We start from the raw sequence: 21,815 nt of genomic DNA, 5'->3' as shown, positions 1-21,815 counted from the left end.
TTACTTTCAGGTTTAATCTCTAAAGGAAAATCATAATGAATAAAAAGAAATTTATTTTTATAACACTCTGTCTATCAAGTCTAATCTCGGCAACTCATGCTGCCGTGCCAACAGATAAAACCATTATTAGTTGGATTACTAATTTACAAGATTCAAATGCCAGTCCACCTCAAGCCATTCAGATTGATTCTACCGAAGCTGTAAAACTGATCTCGGGTGAAGAAGCCTATTTATCTGGCGTGAGTTTTGAAAATGCAGGACGCAATTTTTGGGCTGGCTATGTGTTAACTCGTCCAAAATTAAAACAGGCTCGAATCTTAAAAGAGTTTGGTGGTCAATCGAATAGCTTTAAAGTGCATTCCACTGTTTATAAAGCTAAACCGATTCAACTGATCGAAATTGAAAGTACGGGCTCAGGACAGGGCACAGTCGAGTCGAGTAAAAGCTTAGTTTATTTCACTCAGTGGACCAGCAAACTGATTGCAGAGGTAGAAGAGTCTTCTTATAACGGGCGCTATAATGAAAAACTGGGTGCGGAAGATTGCCGTACTGGCCGAGACAATTCGGGTTATTTAAATGTGATGCCTTATTCACCTTATGTGATTCGAACCACAGTGACAGGAGATGCCTGTAATAACAAACCACAAGGCTATAAAGTGAGTACTAAACTGATTCCGATCATAATCAGTGATATCAGATAAAAAAAGCTAACAAGCGAACTTGTTAGCGCTGGAGTAATGTTTAATTATCTGATTAATTTTTTGTTTTTATTGTTTAGTTATTACTGACGATGCCGATTTTAGTGACATTGCTCTGTTGAGCCAGTGCCATCACCATCGCAATATTTTTATATTCAGCCTGTGCATCAGGTTTAAATTTGATTTGATCCTGATCGGCTTTTTGTGCAACTGAGTCAAACAAAACCTTGAGTGCCTGACGATCAGCTACGGCTTGATCATTCCAAAAAATATGTCCTTGCGCATCAACCCGTAGATTGATGGTCTCAGGTGGTTTTTGCTCAGTTGGTGGTGGAGGGCTACCATTTGGCAAATTAATGTTAATGGCATTATTTGGAATCGGAATGGTGATGATGAACATAATCAGCAGCACCAGCATGACATCAATCAATGGTGTCATGTTAACGTCGAGCATTACATCATCTTCATCATTTTTTGAACCCACATTCATACCCATGTGTGATTCTCCTGTTATGGTGTAGAAGCAGGGGGAGTGGTAACAAAAGCGATTTTGCCAATCCCTGCTTGCTGAGTTGTACTGATCACCTGATCTATTGCTGCATAGTGAGTCTGTTGATCGCCTCGAATATGAACCTCAGGCTGTGGTCGCTTTTGCGCTTCAGCTTGTAAACGGGCAAGTAAAGTTTCTTTATTTGCAACGTGTTGTTCATTCCAGAAAATATCCCCGGTTTTATTGACGGAAAGCTGAATATTTTGTGGGGTGGTGGCATAAGGGGTATTTTTTTCTTCAGGTAGTTTTACCGGAACAGTGTGCGTGACCACTGGCACTGTAATTAAAAAGATAATCAGCAGCACCAGCATGATGTCGACCAGCGGGGTCGTGTTAATCGTCCCGATGACATCATCGTCACTTTGATCTGAATTCATCATCATGCCCATAATGGTGTTCCTTATTTAGAATCACGGTTTGGGTGATTACTGTTTAAGTCGCCGCTGAGGAGTACGGCATGTAAGTCTGAACCAAATGAGCGAACATTGTCCATAACCGCTTTATTGCGACGGGTTAACCAGTTATAACCAAGTACAGCAGGAACCGCGACTGCAAGACCAATTGCGGTCATAATCAGTGCTTCACCCACAGGTCCAGCGACTTTATCAATTGATGCTTGGCCAGAAATACCGATTGCAGTAAGCGCGTGATAAATCCCCCAAACTGTTCCAAATAAGCCGACAAATGGTGCGGTTGAACCCACAGTGGCAAGGAAGGCTAGGCCATTGCTTAAGTGACTTTGTACTTTTTCGATTGCACGTTGAATTGAGATTGTTACCCATGTATTGAAATCAATACGTTCTAATAAGGTGCCATCGTGATGTTTGGTCGAACGAATGCCTTTTTCAGCAATATAACGGTAGCTACTATTGCTATTTAAACTTTCTGCAGCGCTATTTAAAGACTCTGCTTCCCAGAAATGACGTTCAGCTTCTGTGCCATGGCGTTTGATTTTACTTTGTTGGAACACTTTCGACAGAATGATGTACCACGTGCCAATCGACATCAGTACCAAGATAAATAGCGTTGATTTTGCAACTAAATCACCTTCGCGCCAGAGCGCTTCTAAACCATAAGGGTTGTGTACTTTTTCGGCAGTTGCAGGCAATGGCGGAGGTGTCGGTGTAGCTTGAGCTGTGGTATCTGTACTGACCGTAGTTACGGCTGTAGTTTGCGTGGTTTCATCTGCCCACACGCTTGCAACAGGCAGTAGTGTACTGCCTACGATGAGGCCTATTGCTGCGATTCGAGAAATACGTTTTGCTGTGTTTGTCATGTTTAAATTCTCCAAAAAATTTGTTCGTTCAATGCATTTAATTAGGAAATCGTGAATGGATATTCGATCTCGTACCATTCTTGTTGTGGTACACCGTCTTTCATTGCAGGTTTAAATGTGCACAGGCTATAGGCTTTGACTGCTGCTTTATCTAGGCTTTTACTTCCACTCGATTTTTTAACTTTTGAGTCGATCACTTTGCCTGAACCATCAACCAGTACCCGAATACGCACCGTACCTTCTTCTTCATTCATCAAGGCTTCACGTGGATATTCAGGTTTTTGACATCCCGCTTCACCCTCAGAAACACCGCGCGAAATTCCTGCGGGTTTAGCTGGAGCCGCTGGTGCGGCAGGCGCTGTTGGAGCAGCAACAGGACTCGGGCTTGCTGCTGCAGGCGTAGGCGTTGGTGTAGCAACAGCCGTTTTGGTCGGTTGAGCCGGTGCTGGTTTTTGTACAGGTGTGACTTTCTCCACTTGTTTAGGTGGGTCAGGCATCTTGGCCACTTTTTCAACCATCTTTGGTGGCTCAGGTGGCTTTTCTTTGGGTTTCGGTTCCTCAGGCTTTGGAGGAGGTGGTGGTTTGATGTCCTGAATAATCTGTAGTTCTACAGGTTTATCAACAGGCTTGCTAAAGTCAGTCGCTAAACTTGTCATCAGAATATAGGCGATAATGAGATGTAGAAATAACACCAGGCCAATACCGACAAGGCGTTTGGCAGGTTGATTTTCATTCTCAGAAAAGGGGATGCCCATAATTACTCCTGAAATTGTAATCAGTAATTCATATCCATTCGATACGGCTGATATCGATTTAGACTGATAAAAACCGCTTGGAATGTTATGAAACAGAGGATTACGGTGAATCACTACGACAGAACAACATTCATGTCGTAGTGATGAAACGCATTAAAATTTATAGGTGCCGCGGACAAAATAGGTGCGTCCTGTAGGATCGCTATAACGTGGGTCATAGCCATACTGAAATAGTGCCAGCGAGTTTGAGGCAGCAGGTTCCTCATCAAAGATGTTTTTAATACCAAAACTCAACTCAGTGTTTTTGAGGCCACGATACGTCCCAGAGATGTTATAGACGCTGTAATCACTTACACGATGGTTTCTAAAACCTTCTTTGATATTGGCGGAGTTCTGATCCTTATAGCCTTGAGTAAACTGTTGCTGAAAGTTCAGCGCCCAGTTTTCATAGCTCCAGTTTAGGTTAGCAACATGTTTCCAACGAATGGTTGGACCACCCGCTGCCCCACCAACAACAGGAGGACTGTTATCTTTAAAGGCACCTAAATTACTAAACCACTCCCCATTTTTTTCAGTTTGATAATCAAACTTTGTGACGTAGGTTCCGTCGATCCCGAAACCAAAGCGGCCCGTTGATGTTTGTGGGGTGAGGTAGTTCAGTCCAATATCAAAACCTTGTGTTTTGATATTGCCCATGTTTTGATTTGTGGCAATCACATAATCAATTGAGCCGTTTGCTTTACGAACAAATTTATCTGCATACTTTGTTGGGTCTGCAAAAATACTGTCGGGACTGAGTGCAGAGATCTGGTTTTTCACTTCAATATTGTAATAATCAACAGAGAAAACGAGATTCTTGATTGGTTCAAGTACAAAACCTGCTGTGATTGAGGTTGATTTTTCTGGTTCTAGATTCTTATTTCCGCCATTTTGTTGGTAAAATTGTTGTCCGCAATCTCGTGTTGCATCCCCTTTGCCTGGAAGCGGTTTTCCGCCAGGGCATAAGATCGGATCATCATTAATGGGTGAGTTGGTTAAGGCATTGCCTGTATTTAACTCAGCAAGCGTCGGTGCCCGAAAACCAGTGCTATATGAGCTGCGGAGCATTAACTGTTTAATTGGTTCCCAGCGTAAAGCAAATTTAGGGTTAAATGTGCTGCCCACATCACTATAGTTATCGTAACGGGCTGCCAATTGAGCCTCTAGTGTTTTATGTAATGGAATATTGAGTTCAGTGAAGACTGAGCTAATATTACGGTCACCACTATCATTCGGCTTTTCTGCATCAACACCCGTACTTGGCGCTTGTGCTGCAATATTACGGTCTACTTTATATTTCCAATTATCATAGCGATAGCTCCCTCCAAAAGCGAAACCAACATCACCAGCAGGTAGGCTATAAATCGCGCGGCTTAAAGTGAAGTCAAAGATCGTTGAGTCAAGTGTTGCATCTAGATATTTGCCTTTCACATTAAGCGTATTCCAGATGTTGGGATCATCGCCTACTGCTTGTGGTCCAAAGGGGTTGAGAATTCCTTTGTCTAATACCGTTTGTAATTGGTCCTTGTTAATAAAACCACTTTGCAAACTTTCATTGCTATTACTACGGGCATATGTAACCCCAGTATTTAAATCCCATCCAGCAACGTCACCTTCAATCCCTGTAAACAAACGGTGGGATTCGTATTGAGATTTTTTCTCACGATTCCCTGCTTGTGAGCGAATTCTAAGTTCTAAGGGTTGACCACTTAAGCCGTCTACAGCAGGTACAATACCATTACCAGGGAAGTATTTACTTTGATCATTGATGGTTACGGTATCGACAAAAACATCGGGTGCAACAGAAGTATTGACTTGATTACGTGAATAAATATATTCACCGATTGCATTCAAATTATCACTGAGCTTGAAGGTGATATGCCCGAGTGCAGAAATATCCTCCGTCTTTGGTGTAATACCAATCGAGGATTGGGTATTGAGTCGGCAATTATTACCTACAGCGGTTGTATTTGCATAACCAAGGCAGCCTGTCTTCGCATATGGATTACCGCTTGCATCTTTATTACCTGGATCAACAAAGTTCGCTGGAAATGCGCCAATACTGCGAGATTCAAGACCTAATTCTGGAATGACTCCTCCACGTTTACTGACTTTACGGTCCTTTGCCCAAATTTCACTACCACGACGATAATCAATAACACCAAAAATATTAAAGCGATCTTCATCTAAATCACCATAGCCACCAAAGACACTAATATTTTGTGTATCTCCGCCACTTTCTTCTGGTTGAGTTAATCCCGCACTGAGGTTTAATCCTGTAAATTGTTTTTTGGTGATAAAGTTGATGACCCCACCAATTGCATCAGTCCCATAAATTGCAGAAGCGCCATCGCGGACAATCTCAATACGCTCAAGCATGGCAAGGGGGATAATATTTAAATTGGTCACACCACTATCAAAGGCATTTGCAGCCAAACGACGGCCATTGAGTAAAATGAGCGTTTTATTTGCTCCAATCCCTCTTAAGTTGGCAGTTGCCCCAGCAGTTCCTGAAAAACCAATACTTTGGGATGTGTTTAAACCTGACTGATTCGCTGTAATTTTAGAAAGCGCTTCCTCTGTCGTCGTTACCCCTTGTTTCAGAATTTCGTCTACTTTGACGATGGTAATGGGGGATGCACTCTGGGCTGCAACACCTTTGATGGATGAACCCGTGACTGCAACTTTTACAACTTTGGCTGCTTTTTCCTCGGATGGTGATTCTGCCTCGGCAGCATGAGCCATGGTTAAACACAGCATACTTAAACTAAGCGTACTAAGTTTGAGTATGGTTTTGCTCGTTTTTGACGTAGCGTTTGGTGGAGAGAAATCGGCATTTTTCATTGTTTGTTTAACCCCTAAATGGTTTGCCACTCTAAAATTCGATCAATCCGTTTTAGCAAGACCTGTGCCAAGCCCTATTTTTAGATTTCGCTTAATGTAGAATAAATTATGTAAAAGTGTTTTAGTTTTTATATATAAGCTTTTCATATTTTTACTAAATATTAAAAATATTGAATTATTTAAAAATGTAGACTCGTTGTCATAAAGTTCCAAATAATGCATATTCATGTAATGTATTAAAATGAATCATAAAGTTTTATTTTTGCTTTTTTGTGGTGCAAATATCATTTTGTTGCTATAAAACATGTAGTTTATTGTTTTTATTTCATTGAAATGGAAAATAATATATAAAAATATGATTTGGCATAAAGTTACTTTTATTTAAGATGCGTGAAAATCGGATCTGCTATGAATACGGTTTGATTAAAAAATAATCGCGATTTTTTTATTTGAAAAGTGGCATGAAATTGGCTAGGTAATTTTCAATCTTGAAGGGGTTTTTCTTTGGATTTGATTTTTCCAATTGGTAAAAAACATTAAATAAATGATTTTTTAATAAAAAATTGGAATAAGAATCGTTGGAAGGAAAACGGTTGTAGTGTTGAATGCTATGCGAAAGTCTAGTATTTATTAAAAAACGATGATGTGAGCACTGATTTGAAGTCAACTTTTTTTACGGTCACTGTGTTATCAACTGTTATTGCATTTATGCCGATGGGGTATGCGAAAACACCCGCTCAGGCAGATAAAGTACTCCGTGTTGCTTTTGAAGCGCCAGATGATGGTTTTGATATGGTTAAAACTTTCAATTTTTATAGTGGTAGTGTTGCCGATGTGATTTTTGAAAGGTTGCTTCAATATGATTATCTCGCGAGTCCAGTGAAGTTAATACCTGCAACGGCAGAGAGCTTACCTGTTGTTGAAAAAAATGGTCAGGTATATATATTCAAAATAAAGCCAGGGATTTATTTTACTGATGATCCTGCATTTAAAGGCAAGCGCCGAGAACTGGTTGCTGAAGATTATGTCTATTCAATTAAGCGAATATTAGACCCCAAAAATCATGCCTCAGCATTTTCTTTTATTGATAATAAAATTGTGGGTGCCAATGCGCTGGTTGAACAAGCCAAGAAAACGGGTAAGTTTAATTACGATGCAAAAATTGAAGGCATCAAGGCACTGGATAAATATACGATTCAATTTACCTTGACGCAACCTGATTATAATTTCCCTTATATTTTGGCCTATAGCACCTTTGGTGCGACTGCACGCGAAGTGGTTGAATACTATAAAGATCGTTTAGCTATGCATCCTGTGGGAACAGGGCCATATATGCTGAGTAAATATGTGCCCCGCAGCAAGATCGAACTGGTTGCCAATCCAGATTATCGAGGGTTTGTCTGGAATTTTAAATCGACAGGCACGGCGTGGGATAATCAACTGGTTAAAGAAATGAGTGGCAAGCAAATGCCACAAATTGGCAAAGTCAATATCAGCATTATTGAAGAAGAACAATCTCGTTGGCTCGCTTTTCAGTCCAAGCAACTCGATTTTGATAAAGTCACTGAAAATGCAATCCCAAAAGTACTGGATCAAAATAACCAGTTAAAAGCAGCCATACAAAAACAGGGTATACGCCTTTATGCGAATAAAGAAGCAGAGATCACCTTTTCAATGCTGAATATGCGTGATCCTGTGGTGGGTGGAAATAGTTTAGAGAAAGTGGCGTTAAGACGTGCAATTGCAATGTCTTTTAATGTGCATGAATATATTCGGATTTTAAGAAAAGGGCAGGCGGTAAAGGCAGAAATGCTCGTGCCAGCAGGGATCAGTGGTCATAATCCGAATTATCGCAGTAGCATCGGCTACAATCCAGTACTCGCCAATAAGTTACTGGATCATTTTGGCTATAAAAAAGGGCCAGATGGCTATCGTCATCTTCCCAATGGCAAACCTTTAACTTTAAAAATAAATACAGAAACGGGATCAGCCAAGGTGATTGCCTCTGAGCTTTGGAAAAAAAGTTTGGATGCAATAGGCATTCGTTCTGAGTTTAAAGTGAGTAATTTTGCTGATAATTTGAAAGCTTCAACCCAGTGTCAATACATGATGTGGAGTGGCGCATGGCATGCGGATTATCCAGAGGGTGAAAACTTCACACAATTGCTTTATGGCCCGAATGTTGGACGTGGTAACCAATCCTGTTATCAGTCAACTGCTTACGACAATTTGTATAAACAGGCAATGCAGCAACCCCCTGAAAAACGCATGCCATTCTATGAAAAAATGAGTCGCCAAATTGAAGCTGACAATGCATGGATTTTACAAGACACACGAATTCGGAACTGGTTGATTCAACCAGAAGTACAGGGGTTTAAAGCTCATCCGATCATGAATACCAATTGGCAATACTTAGATATTGTTTCACCAAATCAAAAATAAGTGATGCGTTTATGATGAAGCAAAATTTAAAACTTTCGATGCAACGGAGCTGTCTGGCACTGCTACTGGGGACAACACTGAGTTTTGGGGGCTCGCTTGCAGAAGCGAAAAACCCAGCCGATCCTAAAAAAGTCTTACGCTATGCCTTTCCAGTGGCAGAAACAGGATTTGATCCCGTAGCGACACAAGATCTATATTCAGCACATATCTTGTATTCTATTTTTGAAACGCTCTATACCTATGATTATTTAGCTTCGCCCGCCAAGTTGGTACCGAAAACGGCAGTGGCCTTACCTGAAGTGAGTGCGGATGGGTTGACCTATACCATTCGGATTCAGAAAGGGATTTATTTTACCCCTGATCCTGCATTTAAAGGCAAGCCACGTGAACTCACCGCTGCGGATTATGCTTATTCATTCAAACGTTTACTTGATCCAAATCTGCATTCTCCAAACAGTTGGTTGTTCGAAGATAAAATTGTGGGAATAGAACCTTTTATTCAACAAGCCAGTAAAACAGGAAAATTTAATTACGATCAGCCGATGGCGGGGATACAAACACCAGATCGTTATACTTTGGTCATTCGTTTAAAAGAACCGAATCATAATTTTCCGATGCTGTTGGCACATCAACCCACGGGTGCAGTGGCACGAGAGGTGATCGAAAAATATCGGGATAAAGCAGGTTATGTGATGGGACGGCCTGTGGGAACAGGTCCTTATCTGCTGTCACATTGGACACCGGGTTCACGGATTATATTGAAAGCCAATCCAGATTATCGTGGTTTTACATGGGATTTTAAGGCCAGTAGTCCAGAAGATCAAAAAATCGTACAACAGATGCAAGGCAAAAAAATGCCGCAGATTGGGGTTGTTGATATTCAGGTGATTGAAGAATCACAATCGGGTTGGCTGTCATTCCAAAAAGATGGTTTGGATTTATTTACACTTGATGGGGAATTACCTGCACAGGCCTTGCAATCAGATGGTTCATTAAAACCTGAACTGGCCAAGAAGGGCATCCAACTGTCTCGTATCTCAGATCCTTCGATTGATTATTTGTATTGGAATATCCAAAACCCCGTAGTAGGTGGTTTTAGTAAAGATAAGATTGCATTGCGTCGCGCGATGTCCATGGCAGTTTCTAAAGAAAAATTTATCACCGTCTTGGCCAAGGGGAATGCCAAAAAATTAGAATCACCGATTCCGTATGGTGTCGCAGGACATGATCCAAATTATAAAAGCAGTATTCCTTATTCTGTAAAGGCAGCCAATTTGCTATTGGATCGCTACAACTACAAAGTAGGTCCGGATGGTTGGCGAACTTTACCTGATGGCAAGCCTTTAGTGATTGAGTTTATGCCATCGACCAGCAGTGCACGAAGTATGCAAATGGCCGAGTTACTGAAGAAAGATTTAACCAATATTAAAATTAATATGGTGTCGAAGCCTGTTCCTTTCGCGGAAGGTTTAAAAGCAGAAAAACAGTGTAAAACCATGTTTAAGGCTTCGGCTTGGATTGCAGATTATCCTGACGCAGATAACTTTGTGCAGTTGTTTTATGGCAAAAATATTCATGCAACCAATCATACCTGCTTCAAATTACCTGAATATGACCGTCTCTATGAGCAATCATTGAGACTTGAGGATGGCCCTGAACGCGATATGCTGTATCGCAAAATGTCACGGTTGTTAGAGTTTTATTCACCGGTGCAATTTATGTCGACCCGTTACCGTACCGTGGTCGCGCAGCCGCGTGTGATGGGTTATAAAAAACACCCTGTTCTGCCAGCAGAATGGATGTATATCGATATTCAAGATAAGAAATAACAAACAGATTAAATGGGAGAAAGCGCATGGCGAAACAAATATTGAAGTTGTCGACACTGGGACTGTTATCGATGGCGGTTGCGGGAGTGAGCCAAGCGATTTGGGCTGAAAATACAAGAACCACGTTACCGATCTTAAAAACCAGTGAAAGTACTCAATGGTGTGATGCCAACTTGCAGACATTTAAACAGCGGATTGCTCAACTGGAAAAACAAACAGTAAAACCCCAATCTGATGCTGCACCTGTATTGGCAGAGTGGGATCAGTTGATGGCAAGTTTTGAAGATTTTGCAGGGCCGATTAGTTTATATAGCAATGTTGATCCCGATGCCAAATTACGTCAAGCTGCTGAAGATTGTGAAGTTAAGCTGAATCAACTACAAACTGAAATTTATCAGAATCCAAAACTGTATCAACGTTTTAAAAACACCAAAGCCAACGATGCAATCGATACTAAGTACCGCCAAGATATTCTTGATGCCTTTGAAGATACAGGGGTACAACTTCCTCCTGCAAAAAGAGCACGGGTCAAAACAATTTTTGATGAGTTGACCAAACTTTCACAAGAATTCTCCCGCAATATTCGGGATAACCCAGAAAAATTAGAATTTACGCCTGCCGAGCTGAAAGGCTTACCAGACAATTATATTTCAGGCCTAAAGAAAAATGATAAAGGCAATTATTTATTAGGCTTTGAATATCCAGAATACCAACCTTTTATGGAGTTGGCCGACAGTGATGATGCACGCAAACGTTATCAAACTGCATTTACACGTCGCGGTACAGAAAAGAACTTAGTCTTGCTTAAACAGATTATCGACTTACGTTATGAACTGGCACAGCTGTTTGGCCAGCCAAGCTATGCCGATTGGGCTTTGAAGAAACGTATGGCGAAAACGCCAAAAACAGTGAATACCTTCTTGGCAGATGTACACAAAGTGGTTGCACCACTTGAGCAAAAAGAAGTGGAGGAGTTACGTGCATTCAAAGCCAAGACCTTGAACACAACTGTAGAAAAAGCTGAAATTAACCGTTGGAATGTCAATTATTGGAGTGAAAAACTCCGTAAAGAAAAATACCAAATTGACCAAGAAAAACTGCGTGATTATTTCCCAACCTTAGCAGCACAAAAGTGGCTATTTGCGATTTCATCTGATCTTTATGGCATTGAATTTAAGCCAGCCAAAGTCGATGCATGGCAAAATGAAGTGGAATATTATGACGTCACTGACAAAAAAACAGGTGAAGTCCTTGGTGGCCTATACATGGATAAATTCCCACGTGAAGGCAAGTACGGGCATGCTGCGGTCTGGGGTGTATATGGCGGCAGTACGCTGAGCAAACGTAAACCCATTTCAGTGTTGGTCACCAACTTTAACCGCAAAGGTTTAAATAGTGACGAACTAGAAACCTTTGTGCATGAGTTTGGTCATGCCCTGCATGGCATTTTATCGAAAACTCGCTATTCAGCTCAGTCAGGCACCTCGGTAGAGCGCGACTTTGTTGAAGCGCCATCACAAATGTATGAAGAGTGGGCACGTCGTAAAGAAACCTTGTCTAAAGTAGCCGATTATTGTGACCCCGCTTGTCCACGCGTAGATGATGCGCTGATTGAGCGTCTTAAATCAGTACATAACTATGGACGTGGTCTACGTTATGCGCGTCAAACCCTATATGCACAATATGACATGGCTTTGCATGGTGCAGATGCACTCAAAGTACAGCCGATGGATGTCTGGAAAAAAATGGAATCGGCAACCGCATTGGGCTATGTACCGAACACTGAGTTCCCTGGTCAGTTTGGCCATTTGATGGGTTATCAAGCGGGCTATTATGGCTATATGTGGTCTGAAGTATTGGCCTTGGATATGTTGTCGGCTTTTGGCGATAACTTAAATAATCCAGAAGTAGGACAGCGCTACCGTCAGGCGATTTTGTCACAAGGCAGTCAAAAGAATGCGGCACAACTGGTCAAAGACTTCTTAGGCAGAGAGCCAGATAACAAAGCCTTTTTTAATGAAATTACAGGTCAACGGGTCAAATAAGGATTTGCCATTATGCTTGCTTATGTCGTGCGTAGACTATGGCAAATGATCCCGACCATGTTGGGTGTCATTTTGCTGATTTTCTTCTTGTTTAACTGGGTGGGGGGCGATCCTGCATATATCTTGGCAGGAAAAATGTCCAACCCCGAGCAAATCGAAAACATCCGTAAACAGTTGGGGGTTGATCAACCTTATTATGTGCAACTGTGGATTTTTATTAAACAGATTCTGACTTTCGATTATGGCGCCAGTTGGAGTACAGGTGAATCTGTTTCTCAGATTATCCTGACCCGTTTAGGGCCATCACTGACCTTATTGATTCCACTGACCATTTTGCAAACCGTGATTTCAATCATCTTGGCATTGGCGGTTGCATCAGTGCGTGGTTCCTTGACCGATCGTATGGTGATGATGTTGTGTACCATTGGTATGTCGATCAGTATCTTGGTGTATATCATCGTATTCCAATATGTTTTGGCCTATCAACTCAGTTGGTTCCCTGTTCAGGGCTGGAGCGATAGTTTTAGTCAAAACTTATTCCATTATGCCTTGTTGCCGATCTTGATCATGTTGGTGGTGAGTATTGCTCCAACGCTACGTTTATATCGCAGTTTCGTCCTCGATGAAATTAACCAAGATTATGTGCGGACTGCGCGCGCTAAAGGTGTAGGCGAGTCTCGGGTCCTCGGTGTACATGTATTGCGGAATGCCTCGATTCCCATTGTCACTGAAGTGATGGCCAGTCTGCCAGCCTTATTGATTGGTGCTTTCCTGATTGAACGTTTCTTTGGTATTCCAGGCATTGGTCGAGAAATTATTATTGCGGTTGAGCGTAGTGACTTTCCTGTGATTAAAGCCATCACCGTATATATCGCTGCGATCACCATGATTTTTAACTTGATCGCTGATCTGATTTATAAGCTTCTCGATCCTCGTGTACAGTTGAAATAGGAGGATAACGATGCTCAGTACAATTTTTAAAGGCAAAGCCTCCTCAAATGAATCTTCTGCATCAACAGGACTCTGGCATTTGGCCTTGAATCGATTGAAGTCAGATCGAATTGCCGTGGTGTCTTTTTTGGTGGTGTTATTTTATTTCATCTTGCTCGCTTTATCGATGACAGGGGTAATTGCCTCAAACTGGAATAAAGAAGTTGCAGTCAGTTATGCACCACCGACATTTTTAGGCGCAGATACAGAGTCAGATCAAATTAAATCCAATAGTGAAACCACAGCCGCTTTGCCTGAAAATCCAGTCGATCCCTTGAAAGATGTGATTCAGCAGCTTAATGCCGAAATTCAGGCTGAACAGCAAGGTGGTTCAGTCATTGATAATTATGGCATGGTTGATCCTTTGGCTGAGGATATGCAGCAGATTGATCAGCAACTCGGTGGGCATTTACTCGATCAAAAACAAGAACTCAAAACCACTTTGCCTTTTGGGGCGGATAAGTGGGGGCAAGATATCTTGTTAAAAACCATCAAAGGCGCTGAAACTTCAATTCTGGTCGGTTTATTGTCGGCATTATTGGCGGTGGTGATTGGTACTTTTTTGGGTGCAATTGCAGGTTATTTTGGCGGTTGGGTCGATGATGTTCTGAACTGGTTCTATAACATTTTTACTTCGATTCCTTATCTGTTATTGGTATTGGCCATTGCGGCAGTCCTACAACAAAAAGGCATTCTGTCGATTGTGTTGATCTTGGGTTTAACGGGATGGACGGGAGTATTTCGTCTGATTCGTGCCGAATATATGAAACATAAATCGCGTGAATATGTGTTGGCAGCCAAAGCCATCGGTGTCAGTCATCTGCGCCGTATGTTCGTGCATATTTTTCCGAATGTGAGTCATATTGCTTTGGTGCAGATTTCGATTTTGGTGGTGTCATTCATTAAATCAGAAGTGATTCTGAGCTTCCTTGGTTTTGGTGTACCTGTTGGCGTGGTGTCTTGGGGCAGTATGTTGAATGAAGCACAAAGTGAGCTGATCTTGGGTAAATGGTGGCAATTGGCTGCTGCATCCATCGCAATGGCTGTGTTAGTCACTGCATTTTCGATGTTTACCGATGCCTTACGTGATGCTTTAGATCCTAAGTTGAAATAGCGGAGAGACAAATATGCAATATCAGAATGAAACAACGCTATTACGTGTCGATGATCTCCGTGTCAGCTTTAAGGGTGAAAATAAGCAGTGGATCGAAACAGTCAAAGGCATTTCATTTTCAATTCCTAAAAATAAAACCGTAGCACTGGTTGGGGAGTCGGGCAGTGGTAAATCGGTCACTTCCTTAGCCGTGATGGGGCTGTTGCCAAAAGGGCAAAGCCAAATTGCTGAACACAGTCAAATTTGTTTTGAAGGTAAAGACTTACTTAACTTATCGGCCAAAGAGATTCGCAAAATTTGTGGTAAGGATATTGCCATGATTTTTCAGGAGCCGATGTCCTCGTTGAATCCTGTCTTTACCGTGGGAGATCAAATTGCTGAAGTGTTGTGTATCCACTTAGGCATGGGGCGCAAGCAGGCCAGAGTACGGGTACTTGAATTGCTGAAAGAAGTGGGTATTCCTGCACCGGAAACCAAGATTGATGCTTATCCGAGCCAGCTTTCAGGTGGTCAGCAGCAACGGGTGATGATTGCCATGGCGATTGCCTGTGAACCGAAGTTATTGATTGCCGATGAGCCGACCACAGCCTTAGATGTCACCATTCAAAAGCAGATCATTGATTTATTGGAATCTTTACGACAACGCCATGAAATGTCGATGCTGTTTATTACCCATGATTTAGCCTTGGTGGGTGAAATCGCAGATGAAGTGATTGTGATGCGTCATGGTGAAATTCGTGAAAGTGGCCCTGTAAAACAGGTGCTGGTACAACCACAAGATGTGTATACCCGTGCTTTGCTGCATTGTCGTCCACAGTTGGCCACTCGCCCATACCGGTTGCCTGTGACCAGTGATTTTATGAAGCAGGACGAAAATGGACAACTGATCGAAGCCACCAATCTGTCTGATTTAAATCTGAGACAACGTGCTCGTGGTCTGACTGGTGATGAACCCATTGTTTTAGAGGTTAAAGACCTGAAAAAGTCGTTTTATAGCCGTAAGGGCTTGTGGGGGCGCGAAGAATTTCAAGCGGTGAAAGGTGTCTCTTTTCAGTTGGCGAAAGGTAAAACCTTGGGGCTCGTTGGAGAGTCGGGTTCAGGTAAAACCACCATCGGTTTACTGTTGATGCGTTTGCATGAGGCAACGGGTGGGCAGGCTTTGATTGGTGGCAAAGATATTCTGGCGATGACTGAGAAAGAGTTTTGTCAGTATCAACGCAAAATTCAAATCATTTTTCAGAACCCTTATGCTTCACTCAATCCACGCTTTACCATCGGGCAGATTTTATTGGAACCGATGCGGATTCATGGTGTAGGACAGAATGATGCTGAGCGTAAAAAGATGGCATTGGAACTGTTAGAGCGCGTCAGTTTGCCTGTACAAGCCTATGACCGTTATCCACACGAGTTTTCAGGTGGGCAACGGCAACGGATTGCGATTGCACGGTGTTTAACCTTGAAACCAGAGATTTTGATTTGTGATGAATCGGTTTCTGCACTGGATGTGTCGGTACAGGCGCAGGTGTTGAATTTGTTGCAGGATTTACAGGATGAGTTTGGCCTGAGCTATATCTTTATTTCGCATGACTTATCTGTGGTGAAATACATTTCTGATCAAGTGATGGTGATGAATCATGGCGAATTAGTTGAAATTGCCAATTCTGATCAACTGTATTTACATCCTCAACATGAATATACCAAGAAGTTGTTAGCCGCAATTCCGCAAGGAAGTTATTTAAACTAGAAGTAATGAAAAGTTAATAAGTATAGGTTTATGCATGAGAGATAGAGGCTATTTCCTCTATCTCTATATTTATTTAAAAATCAATTTCTGAAAATGGTTTGAGCTTTTCAGCTTTCTCTTGAGCTATTTTATCTTGTTGGTTTTTTTGATATTGCTCTGTAACTTCTTGAGAATAAGCTGTAATTCGTTCTACCCATTTTCCAAAACGGAAGTCAGTAACATAGTGTTTCTCATTTATTGTTTGACTACGAAAGATAATAGTTCCATCAGCCATTGTAATACTTGCTGTTGGATAGTTACCACTATGATGTTTGAAGTTCTCATATTTATTAAAACTTAAAGTACAATTTTCCCATTCCGTTGTCCTTGCTTGTCCTCCTTGTAATGTAAGATTTGCACCTCCGCAGGTAATATTACGAATAATTTCATAAATTTTTAGTTGTTCCGCATGTGTTTGCTTTTTTCTTATTTCTGGATCATTAAAAACTTTTAAACTATTTTCAACTGAATATACTGCTGCAACCGATGATACTGACGACCAAATATTCACTTTTAACTTCCTTATAAATTTAAATTTTTAATTTTAACAAAGCAATTAGACAGGTGGTGTCTCAGTATCTAAATATTTTATTATTCAAAAAAAATGCAAGGTTATTAACCTTGCATCTTTATTTTCAATTAAAACTTCTTAAAGCCTTTATTGAAACCAATGGTTTTACGACCATTGTTATTGTTGGTATTGCCACTTGGACGTTGTTGCTGTGATTGATCTTGTTCATCATCACGACGTTGCTGACGCAAGTAACCGCCACGACGTGCCGCCATTGGCTTTTCAGACATACGTTCAGTACGGCGTTTTGCCATACCGAATAAACCTGTACCTTGGCGTGGTTTCAATTCCACTGATTTCGCCAAGTTGTCGATATCGCTTTTATCCAATTCCATCCAACGACCTGTACGTAATTCACGTGGCAAAATGACGGTGCCGTAACGAGTACGTAATAAGCGGCTGACTTTTAAGCTTTGTGATTCAAAGATACGACGGACTTCGCGGTTACGACCTTCTTTAACCACCACTTGATACCAACGGTTGATACCATCACCACCGATTTCAGAGAATGATTCAAACTTGGCTGGACCATCTTCAAGCTCAACACCTTTCAACATGTTATTGCGAATTTGTGGGGTAACTTCGCCCATCACGCGAACAGCATATTCACGCTCAACTTCGTTTGAAGGATGCATTAAACGGTTGGCAAGCTCACCATCATTGGTGAATAACAATAAGCCAGTACTGTTAATATCCAGACGACCCACCATCACCCAACGGTCGTTGGCGATTTGAGGTAAATGATCAAATACGGTTGGGCGTTTTTCAGGGTCATTGCGTGAGCAAATTTCACCTTCCGGCTTATAGTAAATTAATACGCGACGACGAATTTCATCTTCAATTTGGAATTGTACTTTACGACCATCGATACGGAGTTCATCACCTGGTTCGATACGTTCACCGACTTGGGCAATACGGCCATTAATGCTGACACGACCAGCAGCAATGACTTCCTCCATATAGCGACGCGAGCCTAACCCGACTCTCGCTAAAACCTTTTGTAATTTTTCACTCATGACAGCACAACCTTAGACATAATGATCAACAGTTCACCTTTCTCAGGACTTCGGCGCATGTGCGTCGAGTGTCATGAATGCTTCCTTGGCGTTCTGCAGGGGAGGCAATTGACCTAGCGAAGCTAGACCAAAAGCATTTAAAAATTGGGGCGTTGTAATCAACAACGCAGGTCTTCCAGGTAAATCTCTGAAACCAGCTTCTTTAATCCAGTTCCAGTCAAAAAGCGTTCTTAAATTTTGGCTATTATTGGATACACCACGAATCTGCTCAATATCGGCACGTGTGACGGGTTGATGGTAAGCAATCACTGCGACAGTTTCGAGTAATGAGGGTGACAACTTGGTTGGGCGCTCTGGCCAAACCTGCGCAATAACATTTCGATATTTAGCACGTACTTGAAAGCGAAAACCTTGTGCCGTTTCAATCAACTCGATTGAACGACCATGTTGTAACATTGCCAGTTGCTGTAAAAACGTGCGTAATTGCTGCTTATTATATTGGTTTTGAAATGCTTCTTTTAGACGTGCAAGCGAAACTGGTGAGTCACTGGCAAATAAAATCGCTTCAATCTGCAATAAAACTTCATGATGAATGTCTTCAAACGACATGCCTTCATTTTGCTCAAACTGATCTAAACTCATGCACTCACTCCTTGAATGGTTAAAGGAGCTTCAATGCCTGTATGGATAATCTGAATTCTTTGCTGACGTGTCAGCTCAAGTACTGCCATAAATGTAACGACCATACCCATCCGACCTTGCATGGGGTTTAATAATTCAATAAAACTCAATGCCTCACCTGATGCGAGTTGGCTTTCAATAAAGGCAATACGTTCTTCTAATAGCACGGGCTCTTGCGCTACCACATGGGTGATCGGTTCAGGCCGGTTGAAGACACAAAATAAAGCATCGTGTAAGGCAGCAACATCATAGCCTTCATAAATCGGAGCGATGTGTCCAATACTGACATTGGTACTAAAAGTATCGCGCTCGAAGATCGGCATTTGCCCCAATCGTTCAGCAGCTTGTTTAATACGTAAATAAGTTTCCAAACGATCAATTAATTCTTGTTTTGGATCTTTTTCGAATTGATCGACAGCAGCTGGTTTAGGTAGCAGTAAGCGTGATTTTAAATCTGCAAGCAATGCAGCCATCACCATATAGTCAGCAGTCAGCTCGATATTCAGCGATTTCATACTATCCATATAGGACAGATATTGGGTGGCAATCGGGGAAATATCGACTTGTAATAAATCAAAGCCATTTTTTTGAATCAGATAAATCAGAAAGTCCAATGGACCTTCAAACTGTTCCAGCAAAATTTCAAACGCGGCAGGCGGGATATACAAATCTTCAGGTATGACTTCTTGCCACTCGTCAAGCACGCGAATGGAAGGAGTGGACTCCAAAGTTTGGGGGAGAATTTGGTTCATTACCGTTATAAGCCACGCGAATTTTCAAAAGCATGAAAGATATAATTTTTTGTGCAAAGAGAGGCACATGCTACCAAGAGCAGGCCTATTGTAATCGAAATTGCCAATTTAATAAATTGCTGACTTACAAAAACCTTAAATTTCTCAGGGTATTTTATTTATTTATGTGCAGTCGGCTAGGTCATATAAAAAACTTATGCTTAAATTAACAACGAAAACCATTCTTTCTTTCAATTATAAATCATCATGAAACATTATTTAAAAACACAACAGAATCAGTTTGGGCAAACGGTTGGCTTTGCTCTAGAGCATCAATTTTGTCAGCCAATTCAACATCATCTAGATGGGCAATACGTCAAATTGATTTACATCGTAGATGAAATCTCTGATCAGGCTGCAAGTCAAATTTGGGATGCAGTTGCAACCGAAGAGAGTGCAGCTTGTTGGACGTATTTGCCATATGCCGCACCGCAAAGCCAAGTCTCACTAAAACAAGATTTACAAAATCTATTTGGTTTTAAAGCTTCCTCGCATTTTTTAATTGAAATTGATGGTGCGATTCAAGGTTGGATTGCGTTGTTAAACCCAAGGTTAGAGCAGGGTGCCATTGAAATCGGTAATGTCTATTTTTCTCATCGAATGAAGAAATCCAAAGCCTCAACGGAAGTGATATTCCTATTATTACAACAATGCTTTGCTCATGGTTTTAGGCGTGTAGAGTGGAAGTGTGATGACTGTAATGCACCGTCTAAAGCCGCAGCCTTACGTTTTGGTTTTCAGTATGAAGGCTTATTCCGTCAAGATCGAATCACTAAAGGGCATAATCGCAATACCGCATGGTTTTCAATTGTTGATGAAGAATGGCCTGATTTAGAAAAAGTCTATCAACAATGGCTGAGTCCAAATAATTTTGATGCGCAAGGTTTTCAGAAGCAGCGATTGTCTGATTTTTTGATGGATTAAAGATCAGTGCTCACTCAAAAGCACTGACATCACCGACACCACGACGTACGATTTCAGGATTTTCTCCAGATAAGTCCACGATACTGGTGGTGGATAAGGTACCGAAGCCGCTGTCGATAAATACATCTATGCGTTTGCCTAACTGGTTTTCAATATCATAAGGATCATCCAGCGGATCTTTTTGGTCAGGTAAAATCAGGGTACTGGTTAACAGCGGCTCACCGAGTTCTTGTAATAAAGCTTGCGCAACAGGATTGCTTGGAATACGTAACCCAATGGTTTTTTTCTTTGGATGCATTAAACGCTTTGGCACTTCGCTAGTCGCGGGCAAAATAAAAGTCGTAACCGCTGGTGTATTATTTTTCAATAAGCGATACATGGCATTATCAACTTTGGCATAGGTTGCAATGTCAGATAAGTCACAACACATAATGGCATATTGATGCTTAGGGCCTAGGCCACGAATTTGTGCAATCCGTTCCATCGCACTTTTATTCCCGATTTGGCAACCAATGGCATAGGCTGCATCGGTGGGATAAACCACAACATCACCCGCACGAATACGCTCAACGGCTTGGGTGATTAAGCGAGCCTGTGGATTCTCAGGATGGATATGTAAATGCAACATCTTTGAACTCCCTGATCTATATGGCTAAATTTAGTATGAAACGTGTTGAGGTCAAGTTGCAAGCATTAGATGTGACAATTTTGTCTTTTAATCAAGGTCTTCGCGTTTAAATTCATTCAGTTGTAATGGTGTGCTATTTCGGGTGCAATGACAGATGTAATCAATGAAATGCGCTGCGTCTCGAGGCAATTTAGCTTTACCAGAAAAATAAGCTTGTACTTGCGCAAAGACATGATCTTTAAATTGCTGACCGTTGCCGCCATCGCCGGTTAAATTATCCAAAGAGACACGAAATTTCCGACCAAATGCAGTCGCAAATAACCATTCAATCGCTTGCGGCTTGATTTCCACTTGCTCAAATAAGGCTTGCTGTTCGGCGGTTCGCCCATCTGGAGCATACCAATAGCCTAGATCTGGCAATAGGCGGCGTTGTGCGCCAGAGATGCTCCAATGGCTGATTTCATGCAGGGCACTATTAAAAAAACCATGGGCAAATTGGATTCTTGCAGCGTGCTCATTAGTCGCTGGGAAATATTCTGGTTCAAAATCACCTTTAACTAGTGTGACATTATGGTGGGAAAACCAGTGATTAAAGTGTAAAATAAGCCAATCGACCTGTTCTGGTTCTGATGTTAACTTTTGCCAAGATGAGCGTTGCACTTGATCTGGCGTTAATGCAGGAGCAGAGGTTGAATGGGTGCTTACAAGTAATGAAGTTGTTACTTCAAGTTGCGGCTGCAACAGGTGCATTGCTTAATTTACCCCGAGTTCTGTCTAAAGAAGTGCAAAATTGTATCTTAATCTTTGACAGAGTACCGATGAATTTGTAGAATTGCCGC

19 protein-coding genes are annotated in these 21,815 nt (G+C 41.6%); 8 read left to right on the top strand and 11 right to left on the bottom strand.

Annotated elements, in window-relative coordinates:
* Positions 1 to 35 precede the first annotated feature (35 nt).
* Complete coding sequence (locus NG55_RS13260; protein ID WP_065343517.1) at positions 36 to 701, top strand: hypothetical protein; 666 nt, start codon at positions 36 to 38, stop codon at positions 699 to 701.
* A 73-nt stretch (positions 702 to 774) separates the two neighbouring features.
* On the opposite strand, the gene NG55_RS13255 is transcribed toward NG55_RS13260, so the two are convergent.
* The 5 genes from NG55_RS13255 to NG55_RS13235 all read right to left on the bottom strand — a co-directional run bounded on the left by NG55_RS13255 (position 775) and on the right by NG55_RS13235 (position 6,162).
* Positions 775 to 1,194, bottom strand: a complete 420-nt coding sequence (locus tag NG55_RS13255; RefSeq protein WP_065343516.1) for an ExbD/TolR family protein — start codon at positions 1,192 to 1,194, stop codon at positions 775 to 777.
* A 14-nt stretch (positions 1,195 to 1,208) separates the two neighbouring features.
* Positions 1,209 to 1,637, bottom strand: coding sequence for an ExbD/TolR family protein (locus NG55_RS13250; protein WP_065343515.1), 429 nt, complete (start codon positions 1,635 to 1,637; stop codon positions 1,209 to 1,211).
* An 11-nt stretch (positions 1,638 to 1,648) separates the two neighbouring features.
* The gene (locus tag NG55_RS13245; protein WP_065343514.1) at positions 1,649 to 2,524 is read right to left on the bottom strand and encodes a MotA/TolQ/ExbB proton channel family protein; all 876 of its coding nucleotides are present in this window, start codon (positions 2,522 to 2,524) and stop codon (positions 1,649 to 1,651) included.
* 41 nt (positions 2,525 to 2,565) lie between these two features.
* Positions 2,566 to 3,279, bottom strand: a complete 714-nt coding sequence (locus tag NG55_RS13240) for a TonB family protein (protein WP_065343513.1) — start codon at positions 3,277 to 3,279, stop codon at positions 2,566 to 2,568.
* A gap of 153 nt (positions 3,280 to 3,432) precedes the next feature.
* Complete coding sequence (locus NG55_RS13235; protein ID WP_065343512.1) at positions 3,433 to 6,162, bottom strand: TonB-dependent receptor; 2,730 nt, start codon at positions 6,160 to 6,162, stop codon at positions 3,433 to 3,435.
* Between the two features lie 657 nt (positions 6,163 to 6,819).
* Between NG55_RS13235 and NG55_RS13230 the strand changes: the two genes are divergently transcribed.
* From NG55_RS13230 to NG55_RS13205, 6 genes are read left to right on the top strand one after another with little or no spacing between them, the layout of a single operon-like run.
* On the top strand, positions 6,820 to 8,604 hold the full coding sequence (locus tag NG55_RS13230; RefSeq protein ID WP_065343609.1) for an ABC transporter substrate-binding protein: 1,785 nt from the start codon (positions 6,820 to 6,822) through the stop codon (positions 8,602 to 8,604).
* A 14-nt stretch (positions 8,605 to 8,618) separates the two neighbouring features.
* Positions 8,619 to 10,433 (top strand): ABC transporter substrate-binding protein, encoded by a 1,815-nt coding sequence (locus NG55_RS13225; RefSeq protein WP_065343511.1) that lies wholly within the window; start codon positions 8,619 to 8,621, stop codon positions 10,431 to 10,433.
* A 26-nt stretch (positions 10,434 to 10,459) separates the two neighbouring features.
* Positions 10,460 to 12,478 carry a M3 family metallopeptidase gene (locus NG55_RS13220; protein WP_065343510.1) on the top strand — a complete coding sequence of 673 codons (2,019 nt, stop codon included), beginning with the start codon at positions 10,460 to 10,462 and terminating at the stop codon, positions 12,476 to 12,478.
* A gap of 12 nt (positions 12,479 to 12,490) precedes the next feature.
* Positions 12,491 to 13,429, top strand: a complete 939-nt coding sequence (locus NG55_RS13215; protein WP_065343509.1) for an ABC transporter permease — start codon at positions 12,491 to 12,493, stop codon at positions 13,427 to 13,429.
* Between the two features lie 10 nt (positions 13,430 to 13,439).
* A complete protein-coding gene (locus NG55_RS13210; RefSeq protein WP_065343508.1) occupies positions 13,440 to 14,582 on the top strand; it encodes an ABC transporter permease in 1,143 nt (380 codons plus the stop codon).
* 13 nt (positions 14,583 to 14,595) lie between these two features.
* A complete protein-coding gene (locus NG55_RS13205; RefSeq protein ID WP_065343507.1) occupies positions 14,596 to 16,326 on the top strand; it encodes an ABC transporter ATP-binding protein in 1,731 nt (576 codons plus the stop codon).
* Positions 16,327 to 16,399: 73 nt separating this feature from the next.
* Here the strand turns inward: NG55_RS13205 and NG55_RS13200 are convergent, their stop codons facing one another.
* The 4 genes from NG55_RS13200 to NG55_RS13185 form a co-directional block, all read right to left on the bottom strand.
* Positions 16,400 to 16,876, bottom strand: a complete 477-nt coding sequence (locus NG55_RS13200) for a hypothetical protein (protein ID WP_065343506.1) — start codon at positions 16,874 to 16,876, stop codon at positions 16,400 to 16,402.
* A gap of 128 nt (positions 16,877 to 17,004) precedes the next feature.
* A complete protein-coding gene (gene rluB / locus NG55_RS13195; RefSeq protein ID WP_065343505.1) occupies positions 17,005 to 17,952 on the bottom strand; it encodes a 23S rRNA pseudouridine(2605) synthase RluB in 948 nt (315 codons plus the stop codon).
* 42 nt (positions 17,953 to 17,994) lie between these two features.
* Positions 17,995 to 18,594, bottom strand: a complete 600-nt coding sequence (gene scpB, locus NG55_RS13190; protein WP_004655286.1) for an SMC-Scp complex subunit ScpB — start codon at positions 18,592 to 18,594, stop codon at positions 17,995 to 17,997.
* Positions 18,591 to 19,385 (bottom strand): segregation and condensation protein A, encoded by a 795-nt coding sequence (locus tag NG55_RS13185; RefSeq protein WP_016541723.1) that lies wholly within the window; start codon positions 19,383 to 19,385, stop codon positions 18,591 to 18,593. Before NG55_RS13185 ends, scpB begins: the two co-directional genes overlap by 4 nt.
* Before the next feature lie 246 nt (positions 19,386 to 19,631).
* On the opposite strand from NG55_RS13185, the gene NG55_RS13180 reads away from it, so the two are divergent.
* Positions 19,632 to 20,348, top strand: coding sequence for a GNAT family N-acetyltransferase (locus NG55_RS13180; protein WP_065343504.1), 717 nt, complete (start codon positions 19,632 to 19,634; stop codon positions 20,346 to 20,348).
* Positions 20,349 to 20,358: 10 nt separating this feature from the next.
* On the opposite strand, the gene NG55_RS13175 is transcribed toward NG55_RS13180, so the two are convergent.
* A complete protein-coding gene (locus NG55_RS13175; protein ID WP_004655282.1) occupies positions 20,359 to 20,976 on the bottom strand; it encodes an L-threonylcarbamoyladenylate synthase in 618 nt (205 codons plus the stop codon).
* An 87-nt stretch (positions 20,977 to 21,063) separates the two neighbouring features.
* The gene (locus NG55_RS13170; RefSeq protein WP_065343503.1) at positions 21,064 to 21,726 is read right to left on the bottom strand and encodes an elongation factor P hydroxylase; all 663 of its coding nucleotides are present in this window, start codon (positions 21,724 to 21,726) and stop codon (positions 21,064 to 21,066) included.
* Positions 21,727 to 21,815: the final 89 nt, after the last annotated feature.

It is taken from the genome of Acinetobacter gyllenbergii (genome assembly GCF_001682515.1).
GTDB classification, from domain to species: domain Bacteria; phylum Pseudomonadota; class Gammaproteobacteria; order Pseudomonadales; family Moraxellaceae; genus Acinetobacter; species Acinetobacter gyllenbergii.
The sequence above is the reverse complement of the archived record's forward strand: the minus strand, read 5'-3'. Positions and strand labels throughout refer to the sequence as shown.